Annotated in this window: 14 protein-coding genes; 7 read left to right on the top strand and 7 right to left on the bottom strand. The window is 68.7% G+C overall.

The window, feature by feature from the left end; all coding sequences use genetic code 11:
* Positions 1 to 53 precede the first annotated feature (53 nt).
* On the top strand, positions 54 to 977 hold the full coding sequence (locus ACFYRU_RS20025; protein ID WP_387660868.1) for a zinc-binding alcohol dehydrogenase family protein: 924 nt from the start codon (positions 54 to 56) through the stop codon (positions 975 to 977).
* A gap of 1 nt (position 978) precedes the next feature.
* Here ACFYRU_RS20025 and ACFYRU_RS20020 read toward each other — a convergent pair whose 3' ends face one another.
* Together ACFYRU_RS20020 and ACFYRU_RS20015 are read right to left on the bottom strand one after the other, a co-directional pair.
* On the bottom strand, positions 979 to 1,635 hold the full coding sequence (locus tag ACFYRU_RS20020; protein WP_387660866.1) for an HAD family hydrolase: 657 nt from the start codon (positions 1,633 to 1,635) through the stop codon (positions 979 to 981).
* The gene (locus ACFYRU_RS20015) at positions 1,632 to 2,072 is read right to left on the bottom strand and encodes an Lrp/AsnC family transcriptional regulator (RefSeq protein WP_387660863.1); all 441 of its coding nucleotides are present in this window, start codon (positions 2,070 to 2,072) and stop codon (positions 1,632 to 1,634) included. The genes ACFYRU_RS20020 and ACFYRU_RS20015 overlap by 4 nt, the downstream gene beginning before the upstream one ends.
* A gap of 83 nt (positions 2,073 to 2,155) precedes the next feature.
* Here ACFYRU_RS20015 and ACFYRU_RS20010 point away from each other — a divergent pair, with 83 nt between their 5' ends.
* From ACFYRU_RS20010 to ACFYRU_RS20000, 3 genes are all read left to right on the top strand, one after another.
* Positions 2,156 to 3,076, top strand: a complete 921-nt coding sequence (locus tag ACFYRU_RS20010; RefSeq protein ID WP_387662915.1) for a 5'-3' exonuclease H3TH domain-containing protein — start codon at positions 2,156 to 2,158, stop codon at positions 3,074 to 3,076.
* A complete protein-coding gene (locus ACFYRU_RS20005; protein WP_387660860.1) occupies positions 3,073 to 4,263 on the top strand; it encodes a M20 family metallopeptidase in 1,191 nt (396 codons plus the stop codon). The genes ACFYRU_RS20010 and ACFYRU_RS20005 overlap by 4 nt, the downstream gene beginning before the upstream one ends.
* A 114-nt stretch (positions 4,264 to 4,377) precedes the next feature.
* On the top strand, positions 4,378 to 4,842 hold the full coding sequence (locus ACFYRU_RS20000) for a hypothetical protein (protein WP_387660857.1): 465 nt from the start codon (positions 4,378 to 4,380) through the stop codon (positions 4,840 to 4,842).
* A gap of 47 nt (positions 4,843 to 4,889) precedes the next feature.
* Here the strand turns inward: ACFYRU_RS20000 and ACFYRU_RS19995 are convergent, their stop codons facing one another.
* The 4 genes from ACFYRU_RS19995 to ACFYRU_RS19980 are packed head-to-tail and all read right to left on the bottom strand — an operon-like array spanning position 4,890 to position 10,296.
* The gene (locus tag ACFYRU_RS19995) at positions 4,890 to 7,070 is read right to left on the bottom strand and encodes an ABC transporter transmembrane domain-containing protein (protein WP_387660854.1); all 2,181 of its coding nucleotides are present in this window, start codon (positions 7,068 to 7,070) and stop codon (positions 4,890 to 4,892) included.
* A complete protein-coding gene (locus ACFYRU_RS19990; RefSeq protein ID WP_387660851.1) occupies positions 7,067 to 8,800 on the bottom strand; it encodes an ABC transporter ATP-binding protein in 1,734 nt (577 codons plus the stop codon). Before ACFYRU_RS19990 ends, ACFYRU_RS19995 begins: the two co-directional genes overlap by 4 nt.
* Positions 8,800 to 9,474: a TetR/AcrR family transcriptional regulator gene (locus ACFYRU_RS19985; protein WP_387660848.1), complete on the bottom strand. Its 675-nt coding sequence runs from the start codon at positions 9,472 to 9,474 to the stop codon at positions 8,800 to 8,802. The genes ACFYRU_RS19990 and ACFYRU_RS19985 overlap by 1 nt, the downstream gene beginning before the upstream one ends.
* Before the next feature lie 42 nt (positions 9,475 to 9,516).
* A complete protein-coding gene (locus ACFYRU_RS19980) occupies positions 9,517 to 10,296 on the bottom strand; it encodes a TetR/AcrR family transcriptional regulator (protein WP_387660845.1) in 780 nt (259 codons plus the stop codon).
* 155 nt (positions 10,297 to 10,451) lie between these two features.
* Here ACFYRU_RS19980 and ACFYRU_RS19975 point away from each other — a divergent pair, with 155 nt between their 5' ends.
* From ACFYRU_RS19975 to ACFYRU_RS19965, 3 genes are all read left to right on the top strand, one after another.
* Entirely contained in the window at positions 10,452 to 12,320 is a 1,869-nt protein-coding gene (locus ACFYRU_RS19975; protein ID WP_387662913.1) for an ABC transporter ATP-binding protein, read from the top strand.
* Between the two features lie 149 nt (positions 12,321 to 12,469).
* Positions 12,470 to 15,145, top strand: a complete 2,676-nt coding sequence (locus ACFYRU_RS19970; protein ID WP_387660842.1) for a DEAD/DEAH box helicase — start codon at positions 12,470 to 12,472, stop codon at positions 15,143 to 15,145.
* On the top strand, positions 15,142 to 16,290 hold the full coding sequence (locus ACFYRU_RS19965) for an SWIM zinc finger family protein (protein ID WP_387660839.1): 1,149 nt from the start codon (positions 15,142 to 15,144) through the stop codon (positions 16,288 to 16,290). The genes ACFYRU_RS19970 and ACFYRU_RS19965 overlap by 4 nt, the downstream gene beginning before the upstream one ends.
* On the opposite strand, the gene ACFYRU_RS19960 is transcribed toward ACFYRU_RS19965, so the two are convergent.
* A complete protein-coding gene (locus ACFYRU_RS19960) occupies positions 16,291 to 16,983 on the bottom strand; it encodes a DUF4232 domain-containing protein (RefSeq protein ID WP_387660836.1) in 693 nt (230 codons plus the stop codon). It abuts the gene before it with no gap.
* Positions 16,984 to 17,051: the final 68 nt, after the last annotated feature.

The following is a 17,051-nucleotide window of genomic DNA, read 5'->3' as shown; positions in this document are numbered from 1 at the left end:
TGACATAATTCCTTAGGTTCGACCTATTCTTAGGTTCGACCTAAGGAGAGTGGATGCGCAGAGTTTGGTACGGCGAGCACGGTGGGCCTGAGGTTCTACAGGTCGAGGAGGTCGACGTGCCGTCGCCCGGTCCCGGTGAGGTCCTCCTGGAGGTCGACGCGGTCGGGGTCACGCTGCCCGGGCTGTTCCACCTCCGCGACCTCGAACTGCCGCAACGCCCCGGCGGCGAGCTCGCCGGACGGGTGGTTGCCGTGGGCGACGGTGTCGAGGGCTTCGCGGTCGGGCAGCGGGTCGCCGGACTGACGATGAGCGGCGCGATGGCGGACTACGCCGTTGCGCCCGCGGCTCTGCTGGACGTCGTACCCGAGGATGTCCCGCCCGTCATCGCGATGGCGCTCCTGCGCAGCGGGCAGGTGGCACTCGCGGCGCTCGAGCTCGCGCGGTTGCAGCCGGGCGATTCCGTTCTGGTCACGGCCGCGGCGGGTGGGGTCGGGCATCTCGCCGTACAGCTCGCGAAGTCGCTCGGCGCGGGGCGCGTTGTCGGTACGGTGAGCGACGCGTCCAAGGCGGAGTTCGTGAGGCGGCAAGGTGCCGATGAAGTTGTCCTCAGCAACGAAGCACGGTGGCCGGTCGAGGTGGACGTCGTCGTCGAAGGCGTCGGCGGGGTCGTCCTCGAGCGGGCCTTGCAGTGCGTGAAGCCGTTCGGCCGGCTGATCACGCTCAGCGCCGCGCCCGGCCGGCTCGCATCACACGATCTGCTGACGGGGCTCCGTACGGTCACCGGCTTGTCCATGGGCCAGGTCGCCCGCAACCGCCCCGACCTCATCGGCACATGGCGCCGCCAACTGTGGACCCTCCTCGCCACCGGTCAAGTGCGGCCGGCCATCGCCGCCGAACTCTCCCTGGAAGAAGCCGCCAAGGCGTACCAGCTACTAGCGGACCGCGCGAACCAAGGAAAAGTCACCCTCGTTCCGTGACTCAGAGGAACTCGCGTAGCAGGCTGTAGGACGCGATTGACGGGCCGGTCCACGACGGATCGCTGTTGGCGTGCTCAGTAGTCCGTACGACGTGCATCCCGAGGGCAGCCGCCCCAGGGAGTTCTCCATCGCTTCCGTCGCCGACGTAGATGCAGTCACCCGGCTCGACGCCGAGTGCACTGCAGGCGGACAGGTAGATGGCCGGCTCGGGTTTGGCTGCGCCGACCTCCGCGGAGAACGCGGTCACGTCGAAGTACGGCGCCAGCGGGCTGCCGGTCCACTGGAGCTGTGTCTCGGAGGTGATGTTGCTGACGAGTCCGATCCCCCAGCCGGCACCCTTGAACGCGGCGAGCGTTTCCGTCGTCGCCTTCGGTGCCGCGCCGAGCAGGCGCCGAGCGAGGGTTCGGCGCAGGCTCGTTGCCTCCTGCACCTGTTCGTCGGTGGGCGTGCCGCCGCAGCGCTCGGCGATCACCCGGAGCGTGCTCGGCAGATCGCCGTACGCGCCGATGAAGCGTTCGTACGACGAGGCGTCGAAGGCGGCCTGGAACGCCGAAGGATCGACACCGAGCGCGGCACCCATCCGGGCGTTCACCGCATTGCGGGCCGCATCACCGCCCGGGATCAGCGTGCTGAAGAGATCCGACAGCAGGGTCTTCACAGGGCCGGTGGGCGGCGTTCGTATGGGGTGCTGAGGACGATCGTGGTTGTGGTGGAGACGTTGGCGCGGGCGCGGATGACGGCGAGGAGGTTCTCCAGGGCGGCCGGGGAGGCGACGCGGACGACCAGGACGTAGCTGGAGTCGCCGGCGACCGAGTAGCAGGACTCGATCTCGCGGACCTCGCGGAGGCGTTCCGGGGAGTCGTCCGGCTGGGACGGGTCGATCGGGCGGATCGAGATCAGCGCGGTCAGCGGCAGGTCGAGCGCGGTGTGGTCGACGTTCGCGGCGTACCCCTGGATGATGCCGCGCTGCTCGAGCCGCTTCACCCGCTGGTGTACGGCCGACGTGGACAGGCCGGTCGCCTTGCCCAGGTCGGTGAAGCTCATCCTGCCGTCGGTCGCGAGCAGCCCGACGATCTTTCGGTCCAGGTCCTCCATCCCGAAGACCCTACTGCCCCGGACGCCGGGCATGAAAGCATCGCCCTATGGCTGAGACAGGACTGGGGACAGGACAGCGGCTGATGCTGCTCGACACGGCGTCCCTCTACTTCCGCGCGTTCTTCGGTGTACCGGACACAATGAAGGCCGCCGACGGTACGCCGACGAACGCGATCCGCGGGCTGCTGGACTTCATCGCCCGACTGACCGAGAACCACCGGCCGACCCACCTGGTCGCCTGCTGGGACGACAACTGGCGGCCGTCCTGGCGGGTGGCGCTGATCCCGTCGTACAAGGCGCAGCGGGTCGAGTTCGTGACCCCGAAGGGCGAGCAGGTCGAGGACGTACCGGATCGCCTCGAGGTCCAGGTGCCGTACATCCGGGCCTGCCTGGAGGCGCTCGGGATCGCGATCGTCGGCGCCCCGGACCACGAGGCCGACGACGTGATCGGCACGCTCTCGCACCAGGCGACGATGCCGGTCGACGTGGTCACCGGCGACCGCGACCTGTTCCAGCTGATCGACGACAGCCGCGGCATCCGGATCGTCTACACGGCGGCCCGCGGCGTCGGTCGCGCCGAGGTGTACGACGAGGCTGCGCTGCTCGCGAAGTACGAGATCCCGGCCCAGCGGTACGCCGACTTCGCCACGCTGCGTGGTGACGCGTCCGACGGACTGCCCGGCGTGAAGGGCATCGGCGAGAAGACGGCCGCCGCCCTCGTCACGTCGTACGGCGACCTGGACGCGATCCGCGCCGCGGCCGCCGACCCGAGTACGCCGATGGCGCCCGGGGTGAAGAAGAAGATCCTGGCCGACAGCGCCTACCTCGACGTCGCGCCGAAGGTGGTCGCGGTCGCGAAGGACGCCCCGGTCGGGACGTACGACGCGACGCTGCCACGCGAGATCAAGGACCCGGAACGCTGGCTCGACCTGGTCGAACTGCTCGAACTCGGCAGCAGCGCCCAACGGGTCATGTCCGCCCTCGACCTCGGCCCGAAAGCATGAGGACCCGTGAGCTGGCGGAGCGGTTCCGTGCGGAGATCGTCACGCTGCGGCGCGCCCTGCATCAGGTGCCGGAGTACGACCTCGACCTGCCGAAGACGCAGCAGCTGATCCTCGACGCGCTCGAGGGCCTGCCCCTGGAGATCACGCTCGGCAAGGAGCTCTCGTCGGTGACCGCCGTACTGCGCGGCGGCCGCGGGCCGGGTCCCGTCGTACTGCTGCGTGGTGACATGGACGCGCTGCCGGTGACCGAGCGCGTCGACGTACCGTACGCCTCCCGGCACGACGGGATGATGCATGCCTGCGGCCACGACCTGCATGTCGCGGGCCTGGTCGGCGCGGCCAAGATCCTGTCCGCGATGCAGGCCGACCTGCCTGGCGACGTGGTGTTCATGTTCCAGCCGGGCGAGGAGACGTCGGGCGGCGCGCCGATCATGATCCGCGAGGGCGTCCTCGACGCGGCCGGCCGGCGGGCGGACGCGGCGTACGGGTTGCATGTCGGCGCGTCCTCGCAGCCGCTCGGGATGTGGAGCAGCCGGCCGGGGTCGTTCATGGCCGCGGCGGACCAGTTGCACGTACGGGTGATCGGCGCGGGTACGCACGGGTCGACGCCGTACCGCGGCAAGGACCCGATCCCGGTGCTGTGCGAGATCGTGTCGGCGCTGCAGACGATGATCACCCGGCAGTTCGACGTGTTCGACCCGGTGGTGCTGACGGTCGGCCGGATCGCCGGTGGGACGAAGGAGAACATCATCCCGGACGACGCGTTCTTCGACGCGACCGTGCGGACGTTCTCCGAGGCCGCCCGCGCGAAGATCCAGAAGGCGTCGATCCAGCTGGTCGAGGGGCTCGCGGCGGCGCACGGGTTGCAGGTCGAGGCGGAGTACCAGGTCGGGTACCCGGTGACCGTCAACAACGCGGCGGAGTACGAGTTCGCCCGTTCGACGATCGAGGACCTGTTCGGTGCGGACCGCTTCCGCGAACGGCAGAACCCGCGCTGCGGTGCCGAGGACATGTCGTACGTCCTGAACGAGGTCCCCGGCGTCTACCTCAACCTCAGCGCCTGCGCCGCCGCCGATCCCGACGCAGCCGCCGACAACCACTCCCCCTTGGCAACATTCGACGACTCGGTCCTCCCCGACGGCGCAGCCCTGCTGGCCGAACTCGCGGTACGGCGGCTCGCACGCTGAGTACCGGCACACGATTCAGGTGGGCATTATCCGGATTACACTGAATTCGTGCTGAAGTGGCCCTGAATTTATGATTTTCCTGGACACCTTCGATCATCTGGATAGTATCGATCAGTGATTGAAGGTGTCCTGCGGAGTAGGCATTCGTCGCATGCGGCGTTTATGGGCGCATTGTTGATGGTGGCGCTCAGCCTGACTATGCTCTACATTCCGTTGCATGCAGCAGCTCACCTAGCCACAAGCAGTCGCAATACTGGAGTCCTTACCGTTACCGGATGCTCTTACGAACCGACATCCAAAGGCTATTTCACTGCGACCTGTCGCGGAGACTTCCGTTCCGACAGCGGCGCTATTGCCGCAAAGAATGTGACAGTGAGCTTCCAGCGCTCCTCTGACGTCGAAATCACCCCGATGGCTGGACGCCAATGGCGGGCGCAACTTCGCAGTATTGACGACCGAAACGCTGAGCTGGTCAAACCTCAGTGGAACATCTGGACACTGGTCTTCATCGCGGAGGCAGTCCTTGGCGCGTGGCTCATCGCGCAGGCGGTTTGGTTGTCCCGAAGGTTATCGGGCTGAGCAGGTGCGGAAAGGCGACTCCGTCGAGGAGTCGCCTTTCCGGTTGGTCAGCGGGACATGGGGCGGCCGGCTGGGGTGGGGGTTGCGAGGGCTGCGGCTTCTTCGTCGATGTCTACTACGGCGCCGCTGAACTGGGCGTTGTAGAGGCGGGCGTAGGCGCCGTCGAGGGCGAGGAGTTCGGTGTGGTTGCCCTGTTCGACGATGGCGCCGTTCTCCATCACCAGGATCAGGTCGGCGTCGCGGATGGTGGAGAGGCGGTGGGCGATGACGAAGCTGGTGCGGTCGGAGCGCAGGGCGGCCATGGCGCGTTGGACCAGGACCTCCGTACGGGTGTCGACCGAGCTCGTTGCCTCGTCGAGGATCAGCAACTGCGGGTCGGCCAGGAACGCGCGCGCGATGGTGAGGAGCTGCTTCTCACCGGCGCTGACGTTGCTGCCTTCCTCGTCGATGACCGTGTCGTAGCCGTCAGGGAGGCTGTGCACGAAGCGGTCGACGTACGTCGCCTTCGCCGCGGCCAGCATGTCCTCCTCGGTGGCATCCAGGTTGCCGTACAGCAGGTTGTCCCGGATCGTGCCGCCGAACAGCCAGGTGTCCTGCAGCACCATGCCGATCCGCGAGCGCAGGTCGTGCCGGGTGAGCTCGGTGATGTCGACACCGTCGAGCGTGATCCGGCCGCCGTTCAGCTCGTAGAACCGCATGATCAGGTTGACCAGCGTGGTCTTGCCGGCCCCGGTCGGGCCGACGATCGCGACCGTCTGGCCGGGTTCGGCGACCAGGCTGAGGTCGGTGATCAGCGGCTTGTCCGGGTCGTACGAGAACGACACGTGCTCGAACTCGACCCGCCCGCGGGCGTCGGTCACCTGCTCCGGCGTCGCGTCGTCCGGCACCTGCTCCTTGGCGTCCAGTACCTCGAAGACCCGCTCCGCCGACGCCACGCCCGACTGCAGCAGGTTCGCCATCGAGGCGACCTGGGTGAGCGGCTGGGTGAACTGCCGCGAGTACTGGATGAACGCCTGCACGTCACCCAGCGACATCGTGCCGGACGCGACCCGGAGACCGCCGATGACCGCGATCACCACGTAGTTGACGTTCCCGATGAACATCATCAGCGGCATGATCAGCCCGGAGATGAACTGGGCGCCGAACGCGGCCTTGAACAGCTCGTCGTTCTTCGCGTTGAAGCTGGCCTCGATCTCCTTCTGCCGGCCGAACACCTTCACCAGCTCGTGCCCGGTGAAGGCCTCCTCGATCTGGCCGTTCAGCGCACCGGTGTGCCGCCACTGCTGGACGAACCGGACCTGCGAGCGCTTCGCGATCACCGCGGTCAGCACCATCGACACCGGGATCGTGATCAGCGCGATCAGCGCCAGCACCGGCGAGATCACGAACATCATCGTGATCACGCCGATCACCGTCAGCAGTGAGGTGAGCAGCTGGCTCAGCGTCTGCTGCAGGCTGGTCGAGATGTTGTCGATGTCGTTGGTCACCCGGCTGAGCAGCTCGCCGCGCGGCGCGCCGTCGAAGTAGCTCAGCGGTAGCCGGTTCAGCTTCTCCTCGACCTCGGCCCGCAGCCCGAGGATCGTCCGCTGGACGACGCCGTTCAGGATGTAACCCTGCGCCCAGGACAGGAAGAAGGCGCCGACGTACAGCCCCAGGACCAGCAGCAGAACGTTGCGCAGGGCATCGAAGTCGATGCCGACACCCGGGATCAGGTCGATCCCCTGCAGCAGGTCCGCGAGCCGGCCGTTGCCGGACGCGCGATACTGCTCGATCACCTGGGCCTTGGTCACGCCGCTCGGAAGGTGCTTGCCGATGGCACCGGCGAAGATGATGTCGGTCGCGCGGCCGAGGATCTTCGGGCCGAGCACCGACAGGCCGACGCTCGCGATCGCGAGCAGGATGACACCGAACACCTGGAGCCGGTACGGCCGCAGCCGGCCGAGCAGGCGCTTCGCCGAGGGCAGGAAGTTCATGGACTTGTCGCCCGGAATACCTCCGGGCGGACCGAACGCGCGACCGGTCGTCGGGCGCTCCGTCGCCTTCACGGTCGCCGGCCCACCACCCTCCGGCGCCTCCCCGTCCGAGGCCGACCCACCCGGAACCTGCGCACCCGCCGGCTGCCCACCCAGAGCCTGCCCACCCGGAGCCTGGCCACCCGGAGCCTGGCCGTTCGGGGGCTGATCCTGCGGGCGCTGTCCGTTCGAGGACGGCTTCTCGTTCTCGCTCATGCCGCCTCCTCCGCGGAACGCTGCGACTCGACGATCTCGACGTACGTCGGACAGCTGTCGAGCAACTCCTGATGGTTTCCCTTGCCGACGATCGCGCCGTCCTCGATCACCACGATCTGGTCGGCGTCGATGATCGTCGAGACCCGCTGCGCGACGACCACCATGCACGCGTCCCGGGTGACCGGCCGCAGCGCCGCCCGCAGCCGGGCGTCGGTGGCCAGGTCGAGCGCCGAGAACGAGTCGTCGAACAGGTAGATCTCCGGTTTCCGAACGAGCGCCCGCGCGATCGCGAGCCGCTGCCGCTGACCGCCGGACACGTTCGTACCGCCCTGCGCGATCGGTGCCTCCAGGCCCTCCGGCATCGCCTCGACGAAGTCCTTGCCCTGAGCAATCGTCAGCGCTTCCCAGAGCTCCTCGTCGGTCGCGTCCGGATTGCCGTACCGCAGGTTGCTGCCGACCGTCCCGGAGAACAGGTACGGCCGCTGCGGCACCAGGCCGATCCGCTCCCACAGCGCCTCGGGCTCGATGTCGCGGACGTCGATCCCGTCGACGAGCACCCGTCCCTCGGTCGCGTCGAACAACCGCGGCACCAGCGAGAGCAGCGTGGTCTTGCCCGCGCCGGTACTGCCGATGATCGCGGTCGTCTGCCCCGGCGAGGCGACGAAGCTGATGTCGCGCAGTACGGGCTCGGCAGCGCCTGGGTACTGGAACGAGGCGCGTTCGAAGACCAGCTGGCCGCGCCCGGTGAAGCTCTTGATCGGCGTGACCGGCGGCCGTACCGACGACTCGGTGTCGAGCACTTCAGAGATCCGGTCCGCGCAGACCGAGGCCCGCGGCACCATGATCATCACGAACACGCCCATCATCACCGAGAACAGGATCTGGATCAGGTAGCTCAGGAACGCGGTCAGCGCGCCGACCTGCATCTTGCCGTCCTCGATCCGCGAGGCACCGAACCAGAGCACCGCCACGCTGGACACGTTCAGGATCAGCATCACGGTCGGGAACACCAGCGCCATCAGCCGGCCGGCCCGGATCGCGGTGTCGGTCAGGTTCGCGTTCGCCTCGCCGAACCGCTCGACCTCGTGCGGCTCGCGGACGAACGCGCGGACCACCCGGATCCCGGAGATCTGCTCGCGCAGCACCCGGTTCACCCCGTCGATGTTCTTCTGCATCTTCCGGAACTGCGGCACCATCCGGCTCGCGATGAAGCCGACACAGCCGGCCAGCAGCGGCACCGCGACCACCACCAGCCAGGACAGTCCGACGTCCTGGCGGACCGCCATGATGATGCCGCCGATCATCGTGATCGGCGCCGCGACCAGCATCGTCGTGGTCATCACGACCAGCATCTGGATCTGCTGGACGTCGTTGGTACTGCGGGAGATCAGCGTCGGCGCGCCGAACTGGTTGACCTCCCGGGCGGAGAACTCGCCGACCCGGTGGAACACCGCCGAGCGGACGTCCCGGCCGAACAGCGCGGCCGTCTTCGCACCGAAGTACACCGCGGTGATCGTGCAGGCGATCTGCAGCAGGCTGACGCCGAGCATCCAGCCGCCGGTGCCCATGATGTAGCCGGTGTCCCCCTTGGCCACACCGTTGTCGATGATGTCGGCGTTCAGGGTGGGCAGGTAGAGGGAGGCGATCGTCCCGACGAGTTGCAGGACCACCACCAGGAGCAGGTTTCCCGCGTACGGACGCAGGTGCGTACGCAAGACGCGAACTAACATCAATCATCCCCAGAGTCGTGACGGCGGGCGCCGGCGGGTACGAACTCGACGGCGTCCTCGGTGGCAGGTGGCTGACCTGTTGTGGTGCGTTTGCGGACACCGTCGAACGCGAAGTCGACGATCTCCTCGGCGGTCAGCACCTGGCCGCCGGAAATCATTGGGTGGGTGGCGGAGAAGACGAGCATGCCGAGCCGGCGGACGACCTCTTCCGGCGAGTAGCTCAACTGGTCCGCGTCGGGACGGAGCAGGTCGGCGAACGCGAGGTTCGCCAGATCCTGCTGGCGCTGCCGCCGGGCCTCGTCCAGCGGCGACGACTTGCCGAAGTCCGGCGGCCGCCGCAGGCGCAGTGAGAACAGCAGCTTGAACACCCGCCGGAGCCCGGCCTGCCGGATCTCCACCGCGGCGATGGTGCGCTCTCGCAGCGGCAGCGCCGGGTCGACCCGCTGCACCGCCTGGATCAGGTCGGACATGTCGAACACCGTCGCCATCGCGGCCTCGATCAGCGCGTCCTTGCTGCCGAACGCGCGGAAGATCGTCCCCTCGGCGATCCCGGCCGCCTCGGCGATCTGCTTGGTGCTCACCTCCGCGCCGAACTCCTCGAGCAGCGGCAGCGCCGCCTGCACGATGGCAGCCCGGCGCTCCTCAGGTGGCAGTGGAGTGGCTCGTGGACTCACGTCCTCCAAGGTAACTGAGTGAGTACTCACTCACAACACCGTTTACCGCTCCGGCGCAGTCCGGTTCCCGACCAGCGCGGAAACGCCGTCGAGCAGCCGTTCCAGACCGTATTCGAACGCATGTTCGACGTCATAAGGGGCGTCGAACTCATTCCCGACAGCGGTCCCGACCCGGGCCGAGAGCGGGAACTTCGCCAGGTCGCCGATCTGGTCCAGGTGCGGGACGTGCGCCAGCCACCACTCCTTGTCGGTCATCCCCGACCGCTGGATCACCTGTCGCGCCTCGACCGCCGTCCGGACGGCGCCGTGCACGTAGCCGTTCACCAGTGCGACGGTCGCATCCATCTCGACGTCGGTCAGCCCGATGCCCTCGACAGCGGTCAGCTCCCATTCGTACTTCGCCATCACGTTCGGGCCGAGCGGCGGCCGGCTGGTCGCGACCTGGAGCAGCCACGGGTGCCGTAGATACAGCTCCCGGTTCTCGCGGGCGACGTCCTCGAGCCGGGCCCGCCACTCCCCCGGTACGGCGCGCCGCGGCAGCTCGCCGTACACGGTGTCCAGCATGACGTCGAGCAGCTCGGCCTTACCCGGGACGTACCGGTAGAGCGTCATCGCGCCGACGCCCAGTTCGTCGGCGACACGGCGCATCGACATCGCGGGCAGACCCTCGGCGTCGGCGATCTTCAGGGCGGCGGCGACGATCTGGTCGACGGTCAGCGCGGGCTTGGGGCCGCGGGCCGGCTGCGGGCGGTCCTGGCGTCGCCGCCAGAGCAGTTCGAGGCTTCGGGCCGGGTCGCCGCTGCCGCTGTACTCCTGGTTCATGTGCGCCGCCTTGCTCGATCGGCTATTCTTCGTACAGTGTACGCAGTTGACCTCGAGTTCAGTGGAGGTTCTAGCGTCGGGTTTTGTCGGTGGTGTCCGGAATCATCGACCTCCCCAGCCGACCGATCCAGCGGAGCACTGCCGTGAGTATGGAAATGACCGCGTGGAACTCGCTCTACCACGCGATGCACGCACAAGACGAGAAGAGACCGTTCTCCCGCGCGACCCTGCGCCGGATCCTCGCCTTCGCCCGACCGCACCGGACACAACTGGCGTGGTTCCTCGTACTGAGCACGGGCGCCGCGGTCCTGGCGGTCGCGACACCGGTGCTGGCCGGGCGGGTCGTCGACGCGATCGTCGGCGGGAAGGCCTTCAGCGTCGTCCTTTGGCTCTCTTTGCTGATCGCGGCGATCGCGGTCGCGGAGTCCGGGCTGAGCATGCTGACCAGATGGTTGTCGGCGCAGATCGGTGAAGGGCTGATCCTGGATCTGCGGACGGCGGTGTTCGACCACATCCAGCGGATGCCGATCGCCTTCTTCACCCGGACCCGGACCGGCGCGCTCGTGTCGCGGCTGAACAACGACGTGATCGGAGCGCAGCGGGCGTTCAGCGACACGTTGTCCGGTGTCGTCAGCAACTTGGTGATGCTGGTCCTTACGCTCGTGGTGATGCTGCGGGTTTCGTGGCAGATCACCCTGTTGGCGTTGGTCATCCTCCCGCTCTTCGTCGTACCGGCGCGCCGGATCGGCAGACGGCTGGCCGGCCTGCAGCGGGAGGCGGCGGACTACAACGCGACCATGAGTACGCAGATGACCGAGCGGTTCTCGGCGCCGGGAGCGACGCTGGTGAAGCTGTTCGGGCGGCCCGCGCGGGAGTCGCAGGAGTTCGCGATCCGGGCGCGGCGGGTGCGCGACATCGGCGTCCGGACGGCGATGGTGCAGTGGATCTTCGTGACTGCGTTGACGCTGGTGTCGGCGCTCGCGCTTGCCGTCGTGTACGGGCTCGGCGGATTCCTCGCGCTGCGGGACCAGCTCGAGGCCGGCGCGGTCGTGTCGATGGCGCTGTTGCTGACGAGGTTGTACTCACCGCTGACGGCGCTGGCGAGCGCCCGGCTCGAGGTGATGACGGCGCTGGTGAGCTTCGAGCGGGTCTTCGAGGTGCTCGATCTGGAGCCGTTGATCAAGGACAAGCCCGACGCGGGGCGCGTGCCGGACGGGCCTGTGTCGGTGGAGTTCGCGGAGGTGAAGTTCGCGTATCCGTCGGCGGACAAGGTGTCGCTGGCCTCGCTGGAAGAGGTCGCGAAGCTGGACACGCGGGGCGGCGTCGAGGTGCTGCACGGGGTCTCGTTCCGGGCCGAGCCCGGGCAGATGGTCGCGCTGGTCGGTTCGTCCGGCGCCGGGAAGTCGACGATCGCGCAGCTGATTCCCCGGTTGTACGACGTGGACTCCGGCGCGGTGCGGCTGGCGGGGGTCGACGTACGGGACGTGTCCGCGGAATCGCTGCGGCAGACGCTCGGGATGGTGACGCAGGACGGGCACCTGTTCCACGACTCCATCCGGGAGAACCTGCTGCTCGCGCGCCCGGAGGCGAGCGAGGACGACCTGTGGGACGCGTTGTCGCGGGCACGGTTGCGGGATCTGATCGAGTCGTTGCCGGATCAGTTGGACACGGTCGTCGGCGAGCGTGGGTACCGGCTGTCGGGTGGTGAGCGGCAGCGGCTGACGATCGCGCGGTTGCTGCTCGCGCAACCGCGGGTCGTGATCCTCGACGAGGCGACGGCGGCGCTCGACTCGACCAACGAGGCTGCGGTGCAGGCGGCGCTGACGGAGGCACTTGCCGGTCGTACGGCGGTCGTCATCGCGCACCGGTTGTCGACGATCCGCGCGGCGGACCAGATCCTCGTGATCGAGGACGGGCGGATCGTGGAGCAGGGCCGGCACGCGGAACTGCTCGCTGCGGGCGGGCGGTACGAGGAGCTTTATCGGACGCAGTTCGAGCAGCCGGGTGAAGCAGTAACTGTCTGAGGGTTCGTTTCCTTACTACGGAGGTCGTCGGTTTGCAGGGCACGGGGCAGGAGCTGGCCGGATGCGCGGTGGTCTTCCGGCCGGCCGATCCACCACGCACAAGCACAGTCGCCTTCTGGCAGCCAACCGGCGCTCCTCTCCCCCTCGGTGTGGGTGAACAGGTCGAGCTGACCCTGCTCACAGACCCGCAGGCCGAGGCGGGTCGGGTGCAGACCGTGCGGGCGGTTGAGTTGGCGGTGGCGGAGGCGGTGCCGGTGTTGGGGCGGTTGCGGCGGGGGGTGGGGGTGCATCCGTCGGGGGCGTTCTGGGGTGGGGCTTCGCTGGTCGCGTTGCAATTGGTTGCTCGCGGCAAGCTTCTGCCGGGCGTCTCGCCGGACGGGCACGACGCCTGGCGGATCGGGCCGCTCGACCCGGACGACATCACCCGGGTCCTGGAGCTGGCCGAGGCCATGCCGGTCTCTGCGCGAGCTCTCCCGCTCGACACCACGGGCGACGTACGGCTGCCCGTGGCGGAGGACCTGCTCAGGCAGTTCCTCGACGCGGTGGCCGACGGCATGCCCCGCTCCCCCGCGGCCGCGAAGCTGCATCAGACGAACCTCTTCGCCGCATCCACCCCACAGAGCGCGGATCGGCTGAGAACCTGGGCGGACGAGGTCTCCGCCGGACTCGACTCCGGTGTACGGATCTCGCTGCGGCTCGAGCTGAGCGAGCACCAGTCGTTCGGTGCCGTCGTACAGCTGCACAGTCTCAAGGACCCGACCCTGGTCAGCGACGCGTACGACGTCTGGTCGGCCGACGTACCGGGCTTCGGTCCGCGGGCACGGATCGACGCCACGCTCGCGATCCGCCGGGCCGCTCGCGTCTGGCCGCCCCTCGCCCGGCTGCTCGACTCCGCCGTACCGGACCGGATGGAACTCGCCGACGAAGACGTCGCCGAGCTGCTGGCCGGCTCCGCCCAGCGGCTCACGGCCGCCGGCATCGACCTGCACTGGCCGAAGAGCCTCGGCCGCGCCCTCACCGCGCGCGCCGCCATCACCTCCGCCGACGGCCCGCCGAGCAGCCTGCCGAGCTTCTTCCAGGGCGACCGGACGCTCGACTTCAGCTGGCAGGTCGCGGTCGGCGACGACCCGCTGACCGAGGCTGAGCTCGACCAGCTCGCCGAGGCGACCCGTCCGGTCGTACGGCTCCGCGACCAGTGGATGCTGATCGACCCCGACCTGGCCCGCAAGGCCCGCGAGCGGATCCTGAAACCCGTCACCGCGATCGACGCCCTCGGCGCCGCGCTGACCGGCACCGCCGAGGTCGACGGACAGCAGATCGCGGTCACCCCGGCGAAGTGGCTCGACGAGCTCCGCGCGCGGATCGCCGACCCGGACCGCGCAGACGAACCGATCGAGGCACCACCCGGCCTGCACGCGACCCTCCGCGACTACCAGCTCCGTGGTCTGCGCTGGCTGTCCCGGATGACGTCGCTCGGTCTCGGCGGTTGCCTCGCCGACGACATGGGCCTCGGCAAAACCATCACGCTGATCTCGCTGCACCTACACCGCCAGCAGTCCGAGGACACCGCCGGCCCGACGCTCGTCGTCTGCCCCGCGTCCCTCCTCGGCAACTGGGAGCGCGAGGTCCAACGCTTCGCGCCCGGCACCGCGGTCCGGCGTTTCCACGGCACGTCCCGATCCCTCGACGACGCGCACGACGGCTTCGTGCTCACGACGTACGGCACGCTGCGCCGCGACGCCGTACGGCTGGCCGCTCATCCGTGGGCGCTCGTGGTCGCGGACGAGGCGCAGCACGTGAAGAATCCCTCGTCCGGTACGGCGAAGGCGCTGCGGACCGTTCCGGCGAAGGCACGCGTCGCCCTGACCGGCACTCCGGTGGAGAACAACCTGTCCGAGTTGTGGGCGGTCCTCGACTGGACGACGCCCGGGCTGCTCGGCCGCCTCGGCACGTTCCGGAACCAGTGGGCGACGCCGATCGAGGCGGACAAGGACGAGGAGGTCGCCGCGCGGCTCGCGAAGCTGGTCCGCCCGTTCCTGCTGCGGCGGAAGAAGTCCGATCCGGGGATCGCGCCCGAGCTCCCGCCGAAGACCGAGACCGACCAGCCGGTGTCGCTCACCCGCGAGCAGGTCGTGTTGTACGAGGCAACGGTTCGCGAGCTGATGGACGAGGTACGCGCCAGCGACCGGATGGCCCGCCGCGGCCTGATCGTCAAGCTGCTGACCGGGCTGAAGCAGATCTGCAACCACCCGGCGCAGTACCTGAAGGAGGCCGACGACGCGAAGTTGACCGGCCGCTCGGGCAAGCTGGAACTGCTCGACGAACTCCTCGGAACGATTCTCGCCGAGGAAGGCGCGGTGCTCGTGTTCACCCAGTACGTCGCGATGGCCCGGCTGCTCGAGCGGCACCTGACGTCGCGCGGGATCGGCGCGCAACTGTTGCACGGCGGCACTCCGGTGCCGCAGCGCGAGGAGATGGTCGACCGGTTCCAGGCGGGTGAGGTGCCGGTGTTCCTGCTGTCACTGAAGGCTGCCGGGACCGGGCTGAACCTGACGCGGGCCGAACACGTCGTGCACTACGACCGCTGGTGGAACCCGGCGGTCGAGGATCAGGCGACGGACCGGGCGTACCGGATCGGGCAGACCCGGCCGGTGCAGGTGCACCGGTTGATTGCCGAGGGCACCATCGAGGACCGGATCGCCGGGATGCTGGCCGCGAAACGCGAACTGGCCGACGCGGTGCTGTCCGGCGGCGAGGCGGCGTTGACGGAGCTGTCCGACAGCGAACTGGCCGATCTCGTCGAGCTGCGCGGAGGTCTGCGATGAGTGGCGCACAGGGCTTCCCGGCGTTCTCCCGGCAGCGGCGGAGTACGCGTGGGCGGTCGTGGTGGGCACGCGCGTGGGTGCAGGCGATGGAGGACACCTCGCTCGACAACAACCAGCTCCGGAAAGGCCGGCAGTACGCGAACTCGGGCCAGGTCGGCACGATCACGATCAGCCCGGGACGGATCGCGGCGACCGTCTACGCGCCTGAGGACACGTACGAGTCCGTCGTTCAGGTCGACGAGCTGAGCGACGACGACTGGCGGCGTTTCCGGGAGCAGGTGGCGGCCCGCGCCGGGCACCTCGCGGCGTTGCTGGACGGCGAGATGCCGCACAACCTGGTCGAGGCCGCGTCCGACGCCGGGGTCGCGTTGCTGCCTGGGATCGGCGATCTCGACCCGAGTTGTACGTGCGACGCCTGGGAGCTGCCCTGCCAGCACGCGGCCGCGCTGTGCTACCAGGTCGCGTGGCTGCTGGACGACGACCCGTTCGTACTTCTCCTACTGAGAGGACGCACCCGCGACACACTCCTCGACGCACTGCAAGTGTCGACCGCTGTGCCGGACACTCCGGCCGTCCGGCGCGGCGTGTCCGTCGCCGAAGCCGTCGCCGCCGACCCGTCCCCGCTGCCCGAGCCACCGAGCCTGCCGGCGAAGATCACCATCGACCAGCTTGCCGCCGCGGGGATCGAACCACCCGATGGCTTCGGACCGTTCACTCTCCAGTTCCTGGTGCTGGACGCCGCCCGCCGGGCGCGCTCGATGCTGAACGCGCTCCTCCACGACACCGCCGTGCCGGACACTCTCGACGAACACCAGGACACCATCCGGCTGGCTGCCGACTTCCCCGAACTCGGCGACGAATCCCTTGCCCTGGGCATCCAAGCCTGGCGGTACGGCGGGGCGTCCGGGCTCGACGTACTCGAACGCACCTGGACGCCCGACGAAGCCGTACTGAACCGCGCCCGCACCGAACTGCTCGCGGCCGAAGACGTCAGAGTGTCCGAGAACTGGTTGACGCTCGGAGTCGACCTCCAGCTCCGCCTCGACCGCCACGGGCGCTGGCATCCGTACCGCCTCCTCGACGACAGCTGGACTCCGGTCGGGCCGCCGTCCAAGGATCCACTCGTGCTCGAATGGCCCGAGTGATCAGGACGAGGTGACGGGGCGCATCGCGAGGCCCTCGGTGCCGGACCAGTACGTGATGCGCTGGCCGTCGTCGGCCTGGAAGGAGGTGACGGGCATCTTCACCTTGACCGGGGGCTCGGGCTCGGTCTCACCGCCGGGGCTGCCGAGGCCGACCGTCACGAACTTCACGGTGTAGGTGTCCATGTGGCCGCCGGTCGCGAGCACGCCGGCGTACGCCTTGTCGCCCGGAGCGAGCACGAGCGGCTCGTCTTCCTCACCGGCCTTCACGGGTGCGGGTTGCTTGGCATCGCCGAGGGTGACCACGGGATAGCTGTGGACCGTGCACTTCTTCGCGCTCTTGTTGGTGGCCACGAGCATCAGGTGGCGGACCGGCTCGCCCGGCGCGTCGTAGTCGGTGACGGTGAACTTCAGGTCGGCCATCACACACAGTTCGGCGCCCGAGTCGTCGATCGGCTTGGTTGTGGTCGACTTGGTCGGAGTCGTTGCGCTGGACGACGGGGTGGCGCTGGACGACGGGGTGGTGCTGGGTGTCGTGCTCGTCGACGTCGTCACCTCCGAAGGCTTGCTGCCGTCCGAGGCGGCGGACGAGCCGCACGCGGCGGCGGTCAGGACTGCCGCGACCGCACCGGCTCCCACGACGTAGGTTCTCAATCCTCCAGGACCCTTGCGGTTCCCCCGGGCGACAGCGTTCATGACAGCTCCCCTGGCTCGTCGGTGTCGGCGAATTCAGGATGATTGACGCCTCGCCGTCGGCTAAAGTT

This window comes from Kribbella sp. NPDC004536, from assembly GCF_042873835.1.
Lineage (GTDB): Bacteria > Actinomycetota > Actinomycetes > Propionibacteriales > Kribbellaceae > Kribbella.
This window is presented reverse-complemented; position numbering and strand designations above follow the sequence as displayed.

What these genes read in the sequence shown, in the direction of transcription:
- ACFYRU_RS20025 (WP_387660868.1), top strand. Translation starts at nt 54, where the DNA reads ATGCGCAGAGTTTGGTACGGCGAGCACGGTGGGCCTGAGGTTCTACAG.
- ACFYRU_RS20015 (WP_387660863.1), bottom strand. Translation starts at nt 2,072, where the DNA reads ATGGAGGACCTGGACCGAAAGATCGTCGGGCTGCTCGCGACCGACGGC.
- ACFYRU_RS20010 (WP_387662915.1), top strand. Translation starts at nt 2,156, where the DNA reads ATGCTGCTCGACACGGCGTCCCTCTACTTCCGCGCGTTCTTCGGTGTA.
- ACFYRU_RS20005 (WP_387660860.1), top strand. Translation starts at nt 3,073, where the DNA reads ATGAGGACCCGTGAGCTGGCGGAGCGGTTCCGTGCGGAGATCGTCACG.
- ACFYRU_RS19995 (WP_387660854.1), bottom strand. Translation starts at nt 7,070, where the DNA reads ATGAGCGAGAACGAGAAGCCGTCCTCGAACGGACAGCGCCCGCAGGAT.
- ACFYRU_RS19990 (WP_387660851.1), bottom strand. Translation starts at nt 8,800, where the DNA reads ATGTTAGTTCGCGTCTTGCGTACGCACCTGCGTCCGTACGCGGGAAAC.
- ACFYRU_RS19980 (WP_387660845.1), bottom strand. Translation starts at nt 10,296, where the DNA reads ATGAACCAGGAGTACAGCGGCAGCGGCGACCCGGCCCGAAGCCTCGAA.
- ACFYRU_RS19975 (WP_387662913.1), top strand. Translation starts at nt 10,452, where the DNA reads ATGACCGCGTGGAACTCGCTCTACCACGCGATGCACGCACAAGACGAG.
- ACFYRU_RS19965 (WP_387660839.1), top strand. Translation starts at nt 15,142, where the DNA reads ATGAGTGGCGCACAGGGCTTCCCGGCGTTCTCCCGGCAGCGGCGGAGT.
- ACFYRU_RS19960 (WP_387660836.1), bottom strand. Translation starts at nt 16,983, where the DNA reads ATGAACGCTGTCGCCCGGGGGAACCGCAAGGGTCCTGGAGGATTGAGA.